The 13678-nt window shown below is 52.7% G+C and carries 12 protein-coding genes and 1 pseudogene; 6 read left to right on the forward strand and 7 right to left on the reverse strand.

What is annotated here, in order from left to right; translation table 11 throughout:
• The first annotated feature begins 363 nt into the window (after positions 1–363).
• Positions 364–1095 carry a class I SAM-dependent methyltransferase gene (locus EKM90_RS11855; protein ID WP_164507981.1) on the forward strand — a complete coding sequence of 244 codons (732 nt, stop codon included), beginning with the start codon at positions 364–366 and terminating at the stop codon, positions 1093–1095.
• A 70-nt stretch (positions 1096–1165) separates the two neighbouring features.
• On the opposite strand, the gene EKM90_RS11860 is transcribed toward EKM90_RS11855, so the two are convergent.
• Positions 1166–2713, reverse strand: coding sequence for an ABC-F family ATP-binding cassette domain-containing protein (locus tag EKM90_RS11860; protein ID WP_125582924.1), 1548 nt, complete (start codon positions 2711–2713; stop codon positions 1166–1168).
• 165 nt (positions 2714–2878) lie between these two features.
• Between EKM90_RS11860 and EKM90_RS11865 the strand changes: the two genes are divergently transcribed.
• The 4 genes from EKM90_RS11865 (at position 2879) to EKM90_RS11880 (ending at position 7115) form a co-directional block, all read left to right on the forward strand.
• Entirely contained in the window at positions 2879–3805 is a 927-nt protein-coding gene (locus EKM90_RS11865) for an ADP-ribosylglycohydrolase family protein (RefSeq protein WP_164507982.1), read from the forward strand.
• A gap of 200 nt (positions 3806–4005) precedes the next feature.
• Complete coding sequence (lepB, locus tag EKM90_RS11870) at positions 4006–4554, forward strand: signal peptidase I (protein ID WP_164507983.1); 549 nt, start codon at positions 4006–4008, stop codon at positions 4552–4554.
• A gap of 133 nt (positions 4555–4687) precedes the next feature.
• Positions 4688–5473, forward strand: coding sequence for an ABC transporter ATP-binding protein (locus EKM90_RS11875; RefSeq protein ID WP_125582930.1), 786 nt, complete (start codon positions 4688–4690; stop codon positions 5471–5473).
• On the forward strand, positions 5466–7115 hold the full coding sequence (locus EKM90_RS11880) for an ABC transporter permease (RefSeq protein ID WP_125582932.1): 1650 nt from the start codon (positions 5466–5468) through the stop codon (positions 7113–7115). The genes EKM90_RS11875 and EKM90_RS11880 overlap by 8 nt, the downstream gene beginning before the upstream one ends.
• A 51-nt stretch (positions 7116–7166) precedes the next feature.
• On the opposite strand, the gene EKM90_RS11885 is transcribed toward EKM90_RS11880, so the two are convergent.
• The 3 genes from EKM90_RS11885 to EKM90_RS11895 form a co-directional block, all read right to left on the reverse strand.
• Positions 7167–7928 carry a DUF975 family protein gene (locus tag EKM90_RS11885; protein WP_125582934.1) on the reverse strand — a complete coding sequence of 254 codons (762 nt, stop codon included), beginning with the start codon at positions 7926–7928 and terminating at the stop codon, positions 7167–7169.
• 8 nt (positions 7929–7936) lie between these two features.
• Positions 7937–8698 (reverse strand): glycosyltransferase family 2 protein, encoded by a 762-nt coding sequence (locus EKM90_RS11890; protein ID WP_263852878.1) that lies wholly within the window; start codon positions 8696–8698, stop codon positions 7937–7939.
• A 111-nt stretch (positions 8699–8809) separates the two neighbouring features.
• Positions 8810–9571: a DeoR/GlpR family DNA-binding transcription regulator gene (locus tag EKM90_RS11895; protein WP_125582938.1), complete on the reverse strand. Its 762-nt coding sequence runs from the start codon at positions 9569–9571 to the stop codon at positions 8810–8812.
• A gap of 765 nt (positions 9572–10336) precedes the next feature.
• Between EKM90_RS11895 and EKM90_RS13320 the strand changes: the two are divergent.
• Positions 10337–10609: pseudogene (locus EKM90_RS13320) on the forward strand (hydrolase); the annotation flags it as partial.
• Between the two features lie 129 nt (positions 10610–10738).
• Here EKM90_RS13320 and EKM90_RS11905 read toward each other — a convergent pair.
• From EKM90_RS11905 to EKM90_RS11915, 3 genes are all read right to left on the reverse strand, one after another.
• Positions 10739–11782 carry an LCP family protein gene (locus EKM90_RS11905; RefSeq protein ID WP_125582940.1) on the reverse strand — a complete coding sequence of 348 codons (1044 nt, stop codon included), beginning with the start codon at positions 11780–11782 and terminating at the stop codon, positions 10739–10741.
• A gap of 171 nt (positions 11783–11953) precedes the next feature.
• Complete coding sequence (locus EKM90_RS11910) at positions 11954–12745, reverse strand: metal ABC transporter permease (protein WP_125582942.1); 792 nt, start codon at positions 12743–12745, stop codon at positions 11954–11956.
• Positions 12745–13446, reverse strand: a complete 702-nt coding sequence (locus EKM90_RS11915; RefSeq protein WP_125582944.1) for a metal ABC transporter ATP-binding protein — start codon at positions 13444–13446, stop codon at positions 12745–12747. The genes EKM90_RS11910 and EKM90_RS11915 overlap by 1 nt, the downstream gene beginning before the upstream one ends.
• Positions 13447–13678 lie beyond the last annotated feature (232 nt).

Below are 13678 nucleotides of genomic sequence, written 5' to 3' on the forward strand. Positions count from 1 at the left end.
GGATCAAACTCTCATATAATGAGTTATTTGAATAGCTCGATTTGTTGTTTGCGAATTGACTTCGCTCATGTTTAATTCTCTTCGATTTACATCGAAAAGCCCTATCACATTTACGAAACTTTGTTCAGTTTTCAAAGGACCACTGTGTCGCTTGCGACAACTTTATAAGTATATCTCGTTTGCCAAGCAGTGTCAACAAGAAGTTTTCAAGTGCTTGATGCGAACGCGTTTATCGCTCGCGACAACTTTAATATCATACCAACTACCCCCCCTTAGTGTCAACGACTTTTGTAAGCAAAAATGAAAATAACCCGCTTTTTTCACAAAGTCTGCTATCATAAACGAGAGAAAAGGGGCCTGAACATGAACGAAGCCGATTGGGATGCTTTCGCCGCCACTTACGCGGCCGTGCAACGCGAATCGCGACTACCGATCCAGGAAGACGTGGTGGCCGCACTGGCACGAGCCCTACCATTGAAAACAATGCGTGTCCTGGATCTGGCCGCAGGCAGTGGGCGTTATGCCTTGCCGCTGAGTCGCCAAGCCAAACAAATCGAGCTCTTGGATTGGTCCCAGCAGATGCTCACCCAAGCCGGGACCTTGCTGGCCCAGCACCAACGTCAGTTTACATTAACCCATGCCGACTGGACGAAACTACCGCCAGTGCCGCGCGCCGATCTGGTTTTTGTCAGTCAGCTGCCCACCTTGCAGCCTGAACAATTACCAGCTTTGTTGGCTTTGACCGCTCATTCCCTCGCCATTAATCTCCAAACACTGGCCGCTAATTCACTCATCACTGCCCTCGCTGAGCAGTTGGATCTGCCGGTGCCAGTAATGCCACAAGCCGATCCGGCTAAAGCGACCGCCTTGACCACAGCCTTAACCGCCCATCAGTGGGCCTTCACTACCGCCGAATTTCGCTATCACCAAACTGAGCAAATGGCTGTGGCCGACGTGCTTGATGCTTTCGCTCGGCCCTTTTCAGGGCAGGCGGCTAACCGCTTAGCGGAAACCGTGGGGGCAGAACACGCGAACCAACTGCTCCCGGTGCACGAAGATTACGCCTTCCTGCTTTTCATCATCAATAAACCCTAATCATTCAAACAGGGCCAAGCTAACCGTCATGGTTAACTTGGCCCTTTCACTTGTGCAAACCACAAAATAGTTATTTGGTTGCCCGGAGATTTTCGATATTGATTGTGGTATCAACCCAGCTATCATCATAAAAGCCGGTTTCATGCGAAACCATCAAAATCGCGCCTGGGTAGGCCTGCAAAGCAGCGGCGAGTGCATTTTTGGTATCTTCATCCAAGTGGTTGGTCGGTTCATCCATAATCAACACATTGCTTGGCTGCAGCATCAAATCGGCCAGCTTGACCTTGCTCTGTTCGCCCCCTGAAAGCATCTGTAGCGGCTTATCCATTTCCTCATGAGTCAAAGCCGTGCGCGCCATCACCTGGCGCAGCGGCCGCTGACTGAGCGCCGGGTACTTGCCCATCAAGAACTGCAGTGGGGTTTGCTTTGGCACCGCCCAGTTCAGTTCCTGCTCAAAGTAGGCGAACTTGACGTTATCGGCAATTTCGACGCTACCGCCAAGCGTGGGCAGCTCACCAAGGATGGAACGTAGCAAGGTGGTTTTACCTATCCCGTTGAACCCTTCCAAGGCGATGACTTCATCTTTGGCGACAGAAAAATTGATTGGCGCCAGCAAAGGCTGGTCATAGCCCACCAGCAAATCCGTTACATCAATCAGGATGCGACTTTGCACTTCCTGGTAGGGAAAAACCAATTTAGCATGTGCGCGGTTGCCCGGCGGCGTGAGCTTGGTCATGCGAGCCAGTTGTTTCTCGCGACTCTTCGCCATGGTTGACCGGGTGCCGGCCTTAAACTTACGGATGAAGGCTTCTTGCTTCTTGATTTCTGTTTGCTGTTTTTCGTAAGCCTTCATATAAGTATCATGATCGGCTTCTTTTTGGCGCATGGCTTGATGCAGCGAACCCGTGTACTTGGTGATGGTGCCAAACTCGATATCCAAAATTGCATTCGTGACGTCTTCAAGAAAGTCATAATCATGCGAGATGACGATAAAGGCGCCTTCGAAGTTCTGCAGCCATTCCGTCAGCCATTGAATGTGGCTCACATCCAAGTAGTTCGTGGGCTCGTCCAGCAGCAACATGTCCGGTTTTTCTAACAGCAACTTGGCCAAAATGATTTTCGACCGCTGGCCCCCAGACAAAGCATCTACCGGGTGATCCAGGCCAATGGCATCCAGTCCCAGCCCAGTGGCGACGGAATTGACCTTCGTATCCAGATCATAAAAATCATTGGCTTCCAGCTCCTGCTGCAACGTCCCGGCTTTCTCTAATAGTTCATCATCAGGATGCTCGGCGTAGTCAGCGTAGATTTTATTCATCTTCGCTTCTTTGGCATACAAACCGGCAAATGCCGTATGCAAAAACTGCCCCACCGTTTGGCCGGGTTTGAGGTTGACATACTGATCCAAATAACCGACATGGAGGTGCTTTTGCCAAACGATTTTGCCCTCATCGGGTTCGAGGCTGCCAGTCAGGATCTTGATCAGGGTACTTTTGCCGACCCCGTTTTGACCAATCACCCCGAGATGATCAGCCTCATTGACTTGAAAATTAGCGTCCTGATACAGTTGCTTGTCGAGAAAACCCTGCGAGAGGCCGGTGACTGTCAATACGCTCACGATAAGGGCTCCTTTCCTTTGAAATGCGAGTTGGCGTTAATCCGCCATATTTTCTGAAAACAGTACATAATACCCTATCACAACCAGCCTGGTTTGACAATTGAGCAAGTTGCTTGCCATTTCGGCTTGCTTCTATAATAATGCGGCTCTAAGGAGATGATGCAGATGGCAATTGTGGACTCGCGGTTGACCGCCGCGATGATTGGCGCCGCGATTGGTGACGCCATGGGCTTACCAGTCCAAGGGGAAACGCAGGCCGCCCTCGTCCAAGACCCCGTTATCGCCATGCGCGGTTATGGCCATTTCGGCTTGCCTGCTGGCTATTATTCTGATGAAACGGCGATGAACTTGGCCACGATGGCGGCCTTGACCCACGGCTTCGACCCGCGTCGCATTTTGAATGAATACCGGCGCTGGGCAGAAACCTTTGAATACGCCGCGTACACTGGCCCCATTGTTGACATTTGGCCGAGCGTGCAACGTGCCATTGCCGGCCAAACCCTCGGCTCCACAATCAATGAGCCTACTGGTTTGGTTCGCGTGCTACCCATGGCCTATTACTTATTCGCCCGCTTCGGCCAAAATCTTTTCACCCAGCCGCTGGCACTCACGCAACTGCACGCTTTTGTCGCCTTGACCGCGACGGATGAAGCCAATCAAATCGCGGCCAGTCTTTATGCCCAGCTCATCATGCAGCTCCTAGCTGACCACACACTGACTGATGCCTTAGCCACGAGTCTTGCGGCCGGCCTCACCCACTGGCAACATCAGCCGGCGGGTCTCGACTTTCAAGTGCTGACCCAGCTTGATGCCAAGCGCGCCGCGGTGATGGCACAAGCCCCACCCACCCCGCGCAATATTCTAGGGGTCGTGTGGTACGCCTTGCAAACAGGCAGCGATTATCGCTCGCGCCTGCTGACGGCCGTGAACTTCGGCGGTCGGGCTGATGCCACCGGGGCGTTAACCGGCGGCGCCGCTGGTCTGGCTGGCGGTTATATCGACATCCCGCATAAATGGTGTTTAACCCTGACGCGGTATGGCGATATTGTCAGGCGCGTGCGGTTGGCGGAACAGTCAGGGACGTTTGGGTAGACCGGGCCTGAGCTAAGGGTAACATTTCACGGTGAAGGGCCGCTGAGGTGGCGCTTGGGCAAAATTCGACTAAACCCGCCGTCCTTCGCAGCCTTTCATTTTCGATTCCTCCTGTGGTATGCTAAGTGAAATTGAACCGAGAAGGTGTTGTTTTGAAGAAGAAAACAAGTTGGGGTCGCACGCTGATTGAGTTGCTGATTATGGTTGCGGTGGTGGCTTTAGGCACGCAGCTGTTAATTCGCTTTGTGATCAGCAAAGACTTCGTGCAGGGGCCTTCCATGGAGCCGACCTTAAACGACGGCGATCGCTTGTACTCACTCCGCCACAAAAAAGTGAAGCGCGATGATATTGTCGTCATCGATGCCCCAGACGATCCCGGCGTGCTGTACATCAAGCGGGTGATCGGGATGCCTGGTGACACCATCGCCTTCAAAAACAATGTGCTTTATATTAATGGTAAAAAAACGGCTGAGCCTTACCTCAATAAAAAGTTCGAACAAACTTCGGTCACCAACTATGCCAAGAAACAGGGCATCGACCCGGCGAGCTTGAACTTCACTTATGACTTCTCGCTAGCCACACTGCCGTCCACCGCGCGGCGCACGGTGCCGAAGAATAGCTATTTCGTCATGGGGGATAACCGCCTGGTGTCTAAGGACAGTCGCAGCTTTGGCTTCGTCAAGGCCAGCAAGGTGCAATCCGTCGTGGTTTGGCGCTACTGGCCGATTAACAAAATGAAGACTTATTAAAGAAGCTCGCAGCGATGCGAGCTTTTTTACTGGCTCTAACCCTGCTGACTATCAAATTTGTCACCTAACGATTTTCACTTGTAAAATATTTCACTATCGAGCATACTATCCTCAAATTGGAGGAGAGGCAAAAATGACAGCAGCAATCACACTTGAGCACATTCAAAAAAGCTTCAATGGTCACCAGGTGTTGAAGGATGTTTCCTTCTCAATCGAGCCTGGCACCATTGTGGGGTACATTGGGCAAAACGGGGCGGGGAAAAGTACCACCGTCAAAATCATCTTAGGATTGTTGACGCAAGACGCCGGCCAGATTTCGCTGCAAGGGCGCATTCTGGATCCAGACGATGACAGCTACAAGCAGCACATTGGCTATGTGCCAGAAGCCGCCGATGTCTTCGACGCCTTAACCGCGCGTGAGTATTTGACCTTGATTGGTCAGTTGTATGGCATGACCGACACTGCCGCCGGGCAAAAAGCGGAAGCGCTGGCGGAAATCGTGGGGCTGGGCGGGGCGTTTGACCGCCGAATTACTTCTTATTCAAAGGGGATGCGGCAAATGGTGCTGATTATCGCGAGCCTTTTGCATGATCCCGATATTCTGTTTTGGGACGAGCCGCTGAACGGCCTGGATGCCAACTCGGTGCTGGTCGTGGAAGAAATTCTGCAGGAGTTGCGTAACCGCGGCAAAACGATTTTCTATTCCAGCCACATCATGGATGTCGTGCAGAAGCTGTCGGATCGGATTATTCTGCTGAATAACGGCACGGTGATTGCTGATGGCTCGTTCTCCAGCATTGCCGCCAATGCCGATACCAACTTGCAGCAATTGTTCAATGACCTCACCGGCTTTGCCGAACACGGTGAAAAAGCGAAGGCCTTCGTGGACATTGTGACGGAGGCGGCTGACCATGAATGAACCCGCCTTACCAAAAAGTCTGCGTTGGCTGCGCCACTGGCGAAAAGCGCTCACCCGCATGGGCATCAACTATGCCCAGTTTTGCCTGATTATCAGCACTAAGTTGACTTTAGCCAATCGTAGCGGCCGCACCAGTCTGACCGGCCAAAAGCGGCCCCGCAAGGCCAAGCGACCAGCGCGCACACTGCTGTGGACGTTCCTAGGTAATTTGCTGATTGGGGCCTTAATTGGCCTCATGATGTTCATCCCCATGGTGCTTTTCAGCCGCTTAGCCGTGCTGTTCGGCTTTTTGTTTTTAATGTTTTTCCTGACCATGTTGACGTCTTACGCCAGCTTGCTGCTTGATCCACGGGACCGGCCGATTTTTACCGTGCGTGGAGTCTCAGATCGCACCTTAAACGCAGCGAAGTTGACCATCGTCGGGCTGTTTTTGCTCGTCACCATGGCGGCCCTGGCGCTACCGGCGGCCATCATCCTTGGGTTGCAATTCGGCGCGCTGGTCGGGATTGCGGTGCTGATTGCCGCCTTTATCCTCGCCATTTTCAGTTTGGTCATTGCCCTGTTCATGTACATGCTGGTGCTGCACTTCTTCGATGGGGAAAAGCTCAAGAATATCCTCAATGTGGTGCAAATCGGCATGGCAATTGCCTTGTATGCGGCAGGCCAATTGCCTAATCTCCTGGGCCCAGATGTCATCAGCCACATGAACTTTAACTTGTCACTGCATTTTGTCTGGTGGGAATTCATTGCAGTCCCGATGTGGTTCTCCGGGTTGCCTCTGCTGGCTCATGGTGACATTGGCAGTTTAAGCCTGCTTTTCACCTTCCTGAGTGTGGCCGTCACCGCTGGCTTGTTCGCCTTGTACCTGCACAATGCCGGCCGCTTCGAGCAGCTACTGGAAAAGCTGGATCAAAGTTCTGACCGCGTCGCCAAGGCCGGCTGGTGGTTCAAACTGACCCGCCGCTTGGCGACCCGGTCGCGCGAAACTGCCGCCTATTACACCCTTGGCTGGCGCCAGCTCCAATCGCAACGCGACTATAAACTGCGGGTGTATCCACAGCTGGCCTACGCGTTCATTCTGCCACTGGTGTTGGTCGCCAGCATCATGCGCGATAGCGCTGGCAACTATTTGAGTCACATGGTCGGCTACATGGCGGTGTGCCTGATTATCGCCGCCCCCCTGGCAATTTTGAATTTGAAATTTTCCACCCAGCCCACGGCCATGGCCGTGTTCAATTACGTGCCTTACGGTCACCAAAGCCGCATTCGCCAAAGCGTGATCTTGGCCATGTACATGCGCCTCTTTTTCCCTTTCATCGTCATCATGGCGCTGCTCTCCCTGCCATTCATGGGCCTGCACGCGGTGACCGCCGGGCTGGCTTCCACCGCCTTGACGCTGGCCCTCACCTTGGCGATTGGTAAAATCAGCTTACGCGGACTGCCTTTTGATCAAGAGTTCGCCGCCAATCAAGCCGCAACCAACGGCGTGCTCAATACCGTGGCGGTGTTGGTGGGCATGCTTTTAGCTTTCGCTTATGCCTTTGCCGGCACTATTTTGTTCAGCTACTGGTTTGACCTAGTCAGCCTGGCCATTTTCAGCGTGGTGGCTGGGCTCCTGATTCGGAGCAACCGCTTCGCTTAAACCAAGCAAAAGCGCACCTGACCGTGATGGTCAGGTGCGCTATTTGTATCCTTACATTTCGTCTTTCAACATGGCTTGTTCATCATCATATTGCTGGCGCACGGTGGCGTAAAAGCCGGCGTCGACCAGCTGCAGGTACGGCTGAATGAACAAATCGAAAACATGCATGGTCAGCGCCTCTAACAGCGACCAGCCAATTAAGGTCAACTGCAACACGAAGTAGTCGAACTTATGCCCGCGCATCAACCGCCAAGCCCGACCCACCGCAGTCAGGGCTGAGAAGTAACGGCCGTCTGGATGCGTTTTGCCATCGTAGTAGACGTAATACGCCACATGCAGACCAAACATCAGCATGATGCCCGGAATCACAAACACCGCCAGCCCTAAGCTGATAAAGACGACCGTGTAAATATACACCGCTAAAATCCCGAAGAAAAAGCGGCTGTTAAAGGTGCGGAAAATCAGTTGCCAACCATTAACGGTTTGGTCGGGCTGGCGCATGAGATCCAGCGCGGTGAAAGCAATACTTTGACTGAACCACAACATAATCAGGGATTTCAGCATAGTTTGCTGCTCCACGGCAGTATTGCCTTGATAGTAATCGATGAAGTTGTTGGGGTTATTAGCCACATTCTCCAGTCCAAAGGCCAGCATCACCTGCATCACGGTGTAAACTGCCAAGAACGCAAAGGCCACTGAAATCAGCCAGGGTAATAAATTGGCCAGCATTAATTGTTTGTACATCCCCGGCTGCCGCAAAACGGCTTTAGCGCGCCGCTTAATTTGACGACGACTTTGGTATTGATTTTCCATTCTTTCTCCTATCGCTCTGACCGCAAGGGTTCTTCAGGCACGGCGCCGCTTTGATAGCGCGTGCGAATCAGGCGCTGAATGGACCACAGCGCCGTGATTTGTTTCGGCAGTGCGCCAATCACGCCAATCGACTGGGTCGCAGAATCCGCGCGGATCACGTGATGATAAGCCGGTGCGCCCAGATAGTAAAAACGGCTGGCCGCTAAGGCATATTCCACGTTAAACAGCTCATCTTCCATGATCGCCACCCGTTCGTCGAAGCGCAGGTGTGCCGACTCAATGATGCTCCGGCGATAGAACTTATTCCACAAGTAGCCGCGAATGACACCCACCGGAGCCAGCATCCCGCGAATAAACTGTTTGCGCGTCAGCACCCGGTCCTTGAGCAGCCGGCTCGGGACAGTGCTGGCTTCGGGGTCATCCACATAAAAAGGACTGACCAAGATGTCATAGGGGCCTTGTTCCAAGGTGGTGACAAAGCGGCTGACATAATCAGGCGCCAGCCAGTCATCCCCGTCCATAAAGGCCACATACAACCCCCGGGCGACGGCTAAGCCGGCATTGCGGGCCGCAGAGACGCCGCGGTTGCGCGGCAAATACACCGGCTCAATCCGCGCATCCTGCTTGGCATAGGCGGCAATCACCGCTGCCGAATCATCGTCTGAGTGATCGTCGACTAAGATCAGCTGCAGGTTGCGATAGTCCTGGGCCAGCAAACTCGCCAAGCCGCGCTGAACATAAGGCGCAATATTATAAATTGGAACGATCACCGATACGAGAGGGGTCGTCAAACCGCCACCACCATTTCTGCTTTCATGTGCGTTTAATGTAACAAATTTCACCTGCCGTGCCTACCCAAAGGCATTAACAGTTACTCATCTTTAACTATTCGCCGCCAGCAACGTGAGCTTCGGGCTGAACCACTGGCGCTCAGCCGGAGTCAAGGCGCGCTCGGTAATCAACGTGTCAATGGCAGCCAGCGGAAAGCCGCGGTATGGCGCTTGAATTTTGAATTTCTGGGTTTCGGACACCACAATCACCTGCCGCGCCGCTTGGGCTAAAGTGGCTTTAACTTCAGCGTCATCGGCATAAGGGAAGTACACCCCGTCTTTACTGATGGCGGTGGCACCGATGAACGCGGCATCAAAAGCGATGCGGCCCAGCTGGGTCAAGGTCGCCGGCTCAAAGAAAAAGCGGCCATGATGATTGAGCTTGCCGCCTAAAATGCGCAGCGTCACATCCCCTTTGACCGATAAGGCAATGGCATTATCGAGTGAATGCGTATACACCGTCACTTCACTATTAATACTTTGTGACAATTTCAGTAATGTCGTTGAATCATCAATGAAATAAACGCCACCTGGGCGAATCAGGGACAGTGCGGTTTTGGCCATCGCGGTTTTCTCTGCTGAAAATAGCTTCAACCGTTCCGAATAACTCGGCACCGTATGCCCAAAGGTGAGCGACACAATGCCGCCGCGGGTGCGGCGGCCCGCCCCGCTGGCCGCCAAAGCGACCACATCTCGGCGGGCTGTATCGCGGGAAACGCCAACGGCTTGCATGATGTCATCGATACTCAATTCTTTGCGCTCAGTGAGCAGTCGTTTGATCTCTTCGAATCGTTTTTCTCGATACATGGTCACACCGGGCACCCCCTTTAGTTAATTATCTTCTATTATACGCGTCTTCCCTGACCAACAAAATGAACAACGGCTCAAACCAGGCCGTGGCAGACCGGCCCAAAATGGCCCCGGTTTGATTGGCCAGGTGGGGACGATTTAGCGTATCCACCCTTTTCCGACATTTCATGGCCCATTTTTGAGCAAAATTGGCATAAATCCGGTTTCAAACAAATTATCTCGCGGTTTTATTACACCAGTGTGACAGTGTGACAGAAATCGCGGCTTTTGTAAACCGACTGGCACTTGCATGACATACCAACTCGATATACTGCGAGTTGTAGTAAGGGGAGAACTAGTATTACTAATCATTTAGGAGTGAGTTTTATCAAATTCAAGAAAACGTCTATCGCAAGTATCAGTCTGATGACGATGCTTGCCGCTGTGTTTGCTATTTATAGCAGCACGCAACCAGTTGAAGCGATTGAACAAAGCGATGCGCAAACCCGCGCCGCTGAAGTTTCTGGCAACACCCCAGCCGCAGCGCAAACCGCCGTGACCATCATCAAGACCAACACCATCGCCACCGCGCCGGCCAAGATCAGCCCGATTAAGCCAGGCGTCAACGCAGACTATGAAGCCTTGGTCAAAAAACAGGCCGAAGATAAGGCCAAAGCTGAGGCCGCCGCTAAAGCTAAGGCTGACGCCGAGGCGAAAGCCAAGGCCGATGCTGCGGCGAAAGCCAAGGCGCAAGCTAAGGTCGTTGCGGTTTCTCATCAAACCACCAGCGGCGTCAATAAAGGCACCTTCAAAGTGACCTTCTATGATCCCGCTGCGATGGGCTCAAGCATGGGTTACGGCGGTATTGCGGCTAACCTCAGCGTTCTGCCGCGGGGCACGCGCGTTAAAATTCAACTGTCCAACGGCGTCACCTTGTATCGGGTCGTTAACGATACCGGCGGCTTCGCAGCTGGCAACCCACACCAAATTGATGTGGCCATGCCTAACAGTCAAATTCCTGCCGCTGGCGTCTTATCCGCCACGGTCACCATTATCGGTTAAATCGATTTGAGCCTTGCTTCGCTGAAGCAAGGCTTTTTTTTGCGCGTGATGGCCACTAGTTCAAAGCTAGGATTACCGACTAAAAAGCGTCTGACCCCATGTTTACGGGACCAGACGCTGTTCAGTTCATCAGTAAATATGGTAATCCGGGTTATTCCCATCGTTCCAATCGAAACCGTTTGAGGTGTTGGCGGCATTTTCCTTGGTGTTGTAATTATCCAAGGTCGCTTTCTCCAGGCTCAATTCGGTGCGGGCCAAATCGGAAATGCGCTGCAGCTCGGTGGTGGTTGGGATTTGATACGAGGCGCCGCCGATGTAGGCGCCATCGCCTTTCAGGCTATCTTTATTGACGGTTTTGAATGCGCCGCGGTAAGTATTGGCTAACGTCAGCAATTCATCGAAGTTCAGGTTGGTGCGCATGTTCTCAGATAGCGAGTCCATCAGGTCATGGTAGTTACTCAAGGTTTTGGTTGATAGTACATTCGCTACAATCGCGGCAATCACTTCTTGCTGACGCTGCTGGCGCCCGTAATCGCCTTGTGGATCCTGATGCCGCATCCGCGCGTAGGCCAGTGCCTGCTCGCCGTTCAGATGGGCTGGGCCTTTGGTGAACGTCCCTTTGGAATACGGATCTGACCAGGAGAACTGAACATTAACGTCGACACCGCCCACGGCATCAACGATTTTTTCCAGGCCGCCCATGTTCACCAAGGCGTAGTAGTTAATCGGCACGTTCAGCAGGGTCTTAACCGCATCCACCGCCCCGGCGGAGCCATTATAGAAGTACTGGGCATTGATTTTCGTCGCCCCGGTGTAAATACTGCTGGTGACATGGCTCAGGGTATCCCGGGGAATACTGATCATCGTGGTGCGGCGCGCTTTGGGATTGACGGTGACCAAAATCATCGTATCCGTGCGGCCTTTTTCACTGCGCCCTAGCGCCCCAGTGTCGGTGCCTAACAGCAGCACGCTGATTGGCTTTTGCTTGCTGAGATCGACCTTTTTCTTCTTCACGGCGGTATTATCGTAGGTTTTATCAATGGCGGTTTTCGTCTGCGAATACAGCCTTAAGCCGTAGCTGCAGGCAAGCAGGATAACGGTCATTGCGATGAGGCCAATCACTTTGCCCAGCGGATGCCGGCGTGATCGGCGATGTAAACTTTGTCTGTCCATCCTTACCCTCCAGCGTACAATCATTCTTTCAATAGTTTACCCGATTCTTCTTAAGAATGCGCGTTTGCCATGAAAAAAATAGTGATGTCGCGGAAACTTAACAAATAAGTAGACAAAGTCAATAAAAAACACCCTGATGCCCATCACATCAAGGTGCCGTTTGAAAAAGGCTTATTCCGTTCTGTGCTTCAGCAAGAGCGCCGCGAAGTAAAACAGACATTCGATGGCAGCAATGAAGAAGGTCACCGGCCAGTTGGTGTAATAGCCGAGCACCAATCCAGCCCATACCCCGATCAAAGCCACCACCACGGCAATCGTCAACATTTGCGGCAAGGTTTTACCCAGGTATTTCGCCACTGCTGAGGGCAGGGTCAGTAAAATGAAGACCAATAAACTGCCGACGATTTGGGCCCCAATGGATACCGAGATCGCCAAAATCAGCAGAAAGTACACCGAAATCGCATTGCGCCGCAGGTTTTGGGCCTGAGCACCAACCGGATCAAAGGAGTCAAACGCCAGCCCGCGAAACCCGACGGCGATGGTAATCAGCACCACCAAGGCGAGCAGCACTAACTGCCACACATCTGCCCGGGAAATGCCAATGATGCTCCCAAACAAAATCGTCGTCGCGTAGCTCGCGCTTTTGGCTGACAATGCTAAAAACAGAATCCCTAGGCCCGTAAACAGGCTCGATACCGCACTGATCGAAGCTTCGCGCCGGCTGGCTTTCACCGACAGCCGCCCCACCGACACCGAGCTGATCACCGTGGTTAACAGCATGCCATCCAGCGGCGGAATGCCGACCAGCACCGCAAAAGCCGCACCGGCAAACCCGATTTCAGATAAGGTGTGAGCCAAAAAGGACAGCCCTCGCGCGGTGACGAACACTCCCACCACCCCACAAGTCACGGCAATGAAGGTGCTGGCGAGAAAGGCATTTTGCATGAAGTCATAAGCAAACATTAGTGCACCTCCTCGGCGGGTTGAAGCTCTTGCGGCATGCGCGATTCGTCCATTAACTTGGTTTGATTCAGTTCGTACCCGTCTGGGGTTAGAAGCAGATACTGCTGGGTGTATTGTTTGGCCAATTCCAAATCATGCGTGACAAACAGCACGGTCAAATCGTGCTTAGCATTCAGCTCCCGGACCAGGGTCATCAGCTCAGTTTTGGTTTTGATATCCAAACTGGCGGTGGCTTCATCGAGAATCAAAAAATTCGGCCGCGTCAAAAGCGCCTGCGCCAGATAAGCTTTCTGCTTCTCCCCACCACTGGCCATACCCAGGCGTTGCTGTTGGCGGACCAGCAGGCCGGTTTCCTGAAGCGCCGCGGTAAGGGCCTGCTGTTCTTTTTTGCTATGCCAAGGCCAGCGCGACTGGCGCTGATTCAGCTGGACAAAACTGCGAATGGATAACGGGTATTCTGGGTCGATATTGCGAAACTGTGGCACATAGCCTAGCCGCATGTCCGGCGCTGTGATCAACTCACCGCTGGTGGGTTTGAGCTGGCCCATGATGAGCCGGGTCAAGGTGGTTTTACCCACGCCATTCGCCCCAATCAAGCTCGTCATGCTCCCGCGCTCTAGGGTAAAGGACAAATCATGGTACAACGGCCGGTCGTGAAAGCCGAAAGCCAGCTGTTTGACAGTTAACATCGGTGCCTGCATCAAATTCCCTCCAGCAATAACAGTAATGGTTACGATTAACAGGTAATAGTGTACCGTACTTGGCGCCGGCTGACCAGCAATTTTCCCTCAATTTTCAAGTCAAGTGCAACGATGATAACGAATTCTTGATAGTGGTCTAGTCTGTTACGCCATGCATCGGTAGTAATCGCATGGGCGAAGATAGTTCAGAATACGTCTGGGACGATGGTTCAGTGCGGATTGGACTGCTTGA

It is taken from the genome of Lacticaseibacillus suibinensis (genome assembly GCF_003946175.1).
Taxonomy (GTDB): domain Bacteria; phylum Bacillota; class Bacilli; order Lactobacillales; family Lactobacillaceae; genus Lacticaseibacillus; species Lacticaseibacillus suibinensis.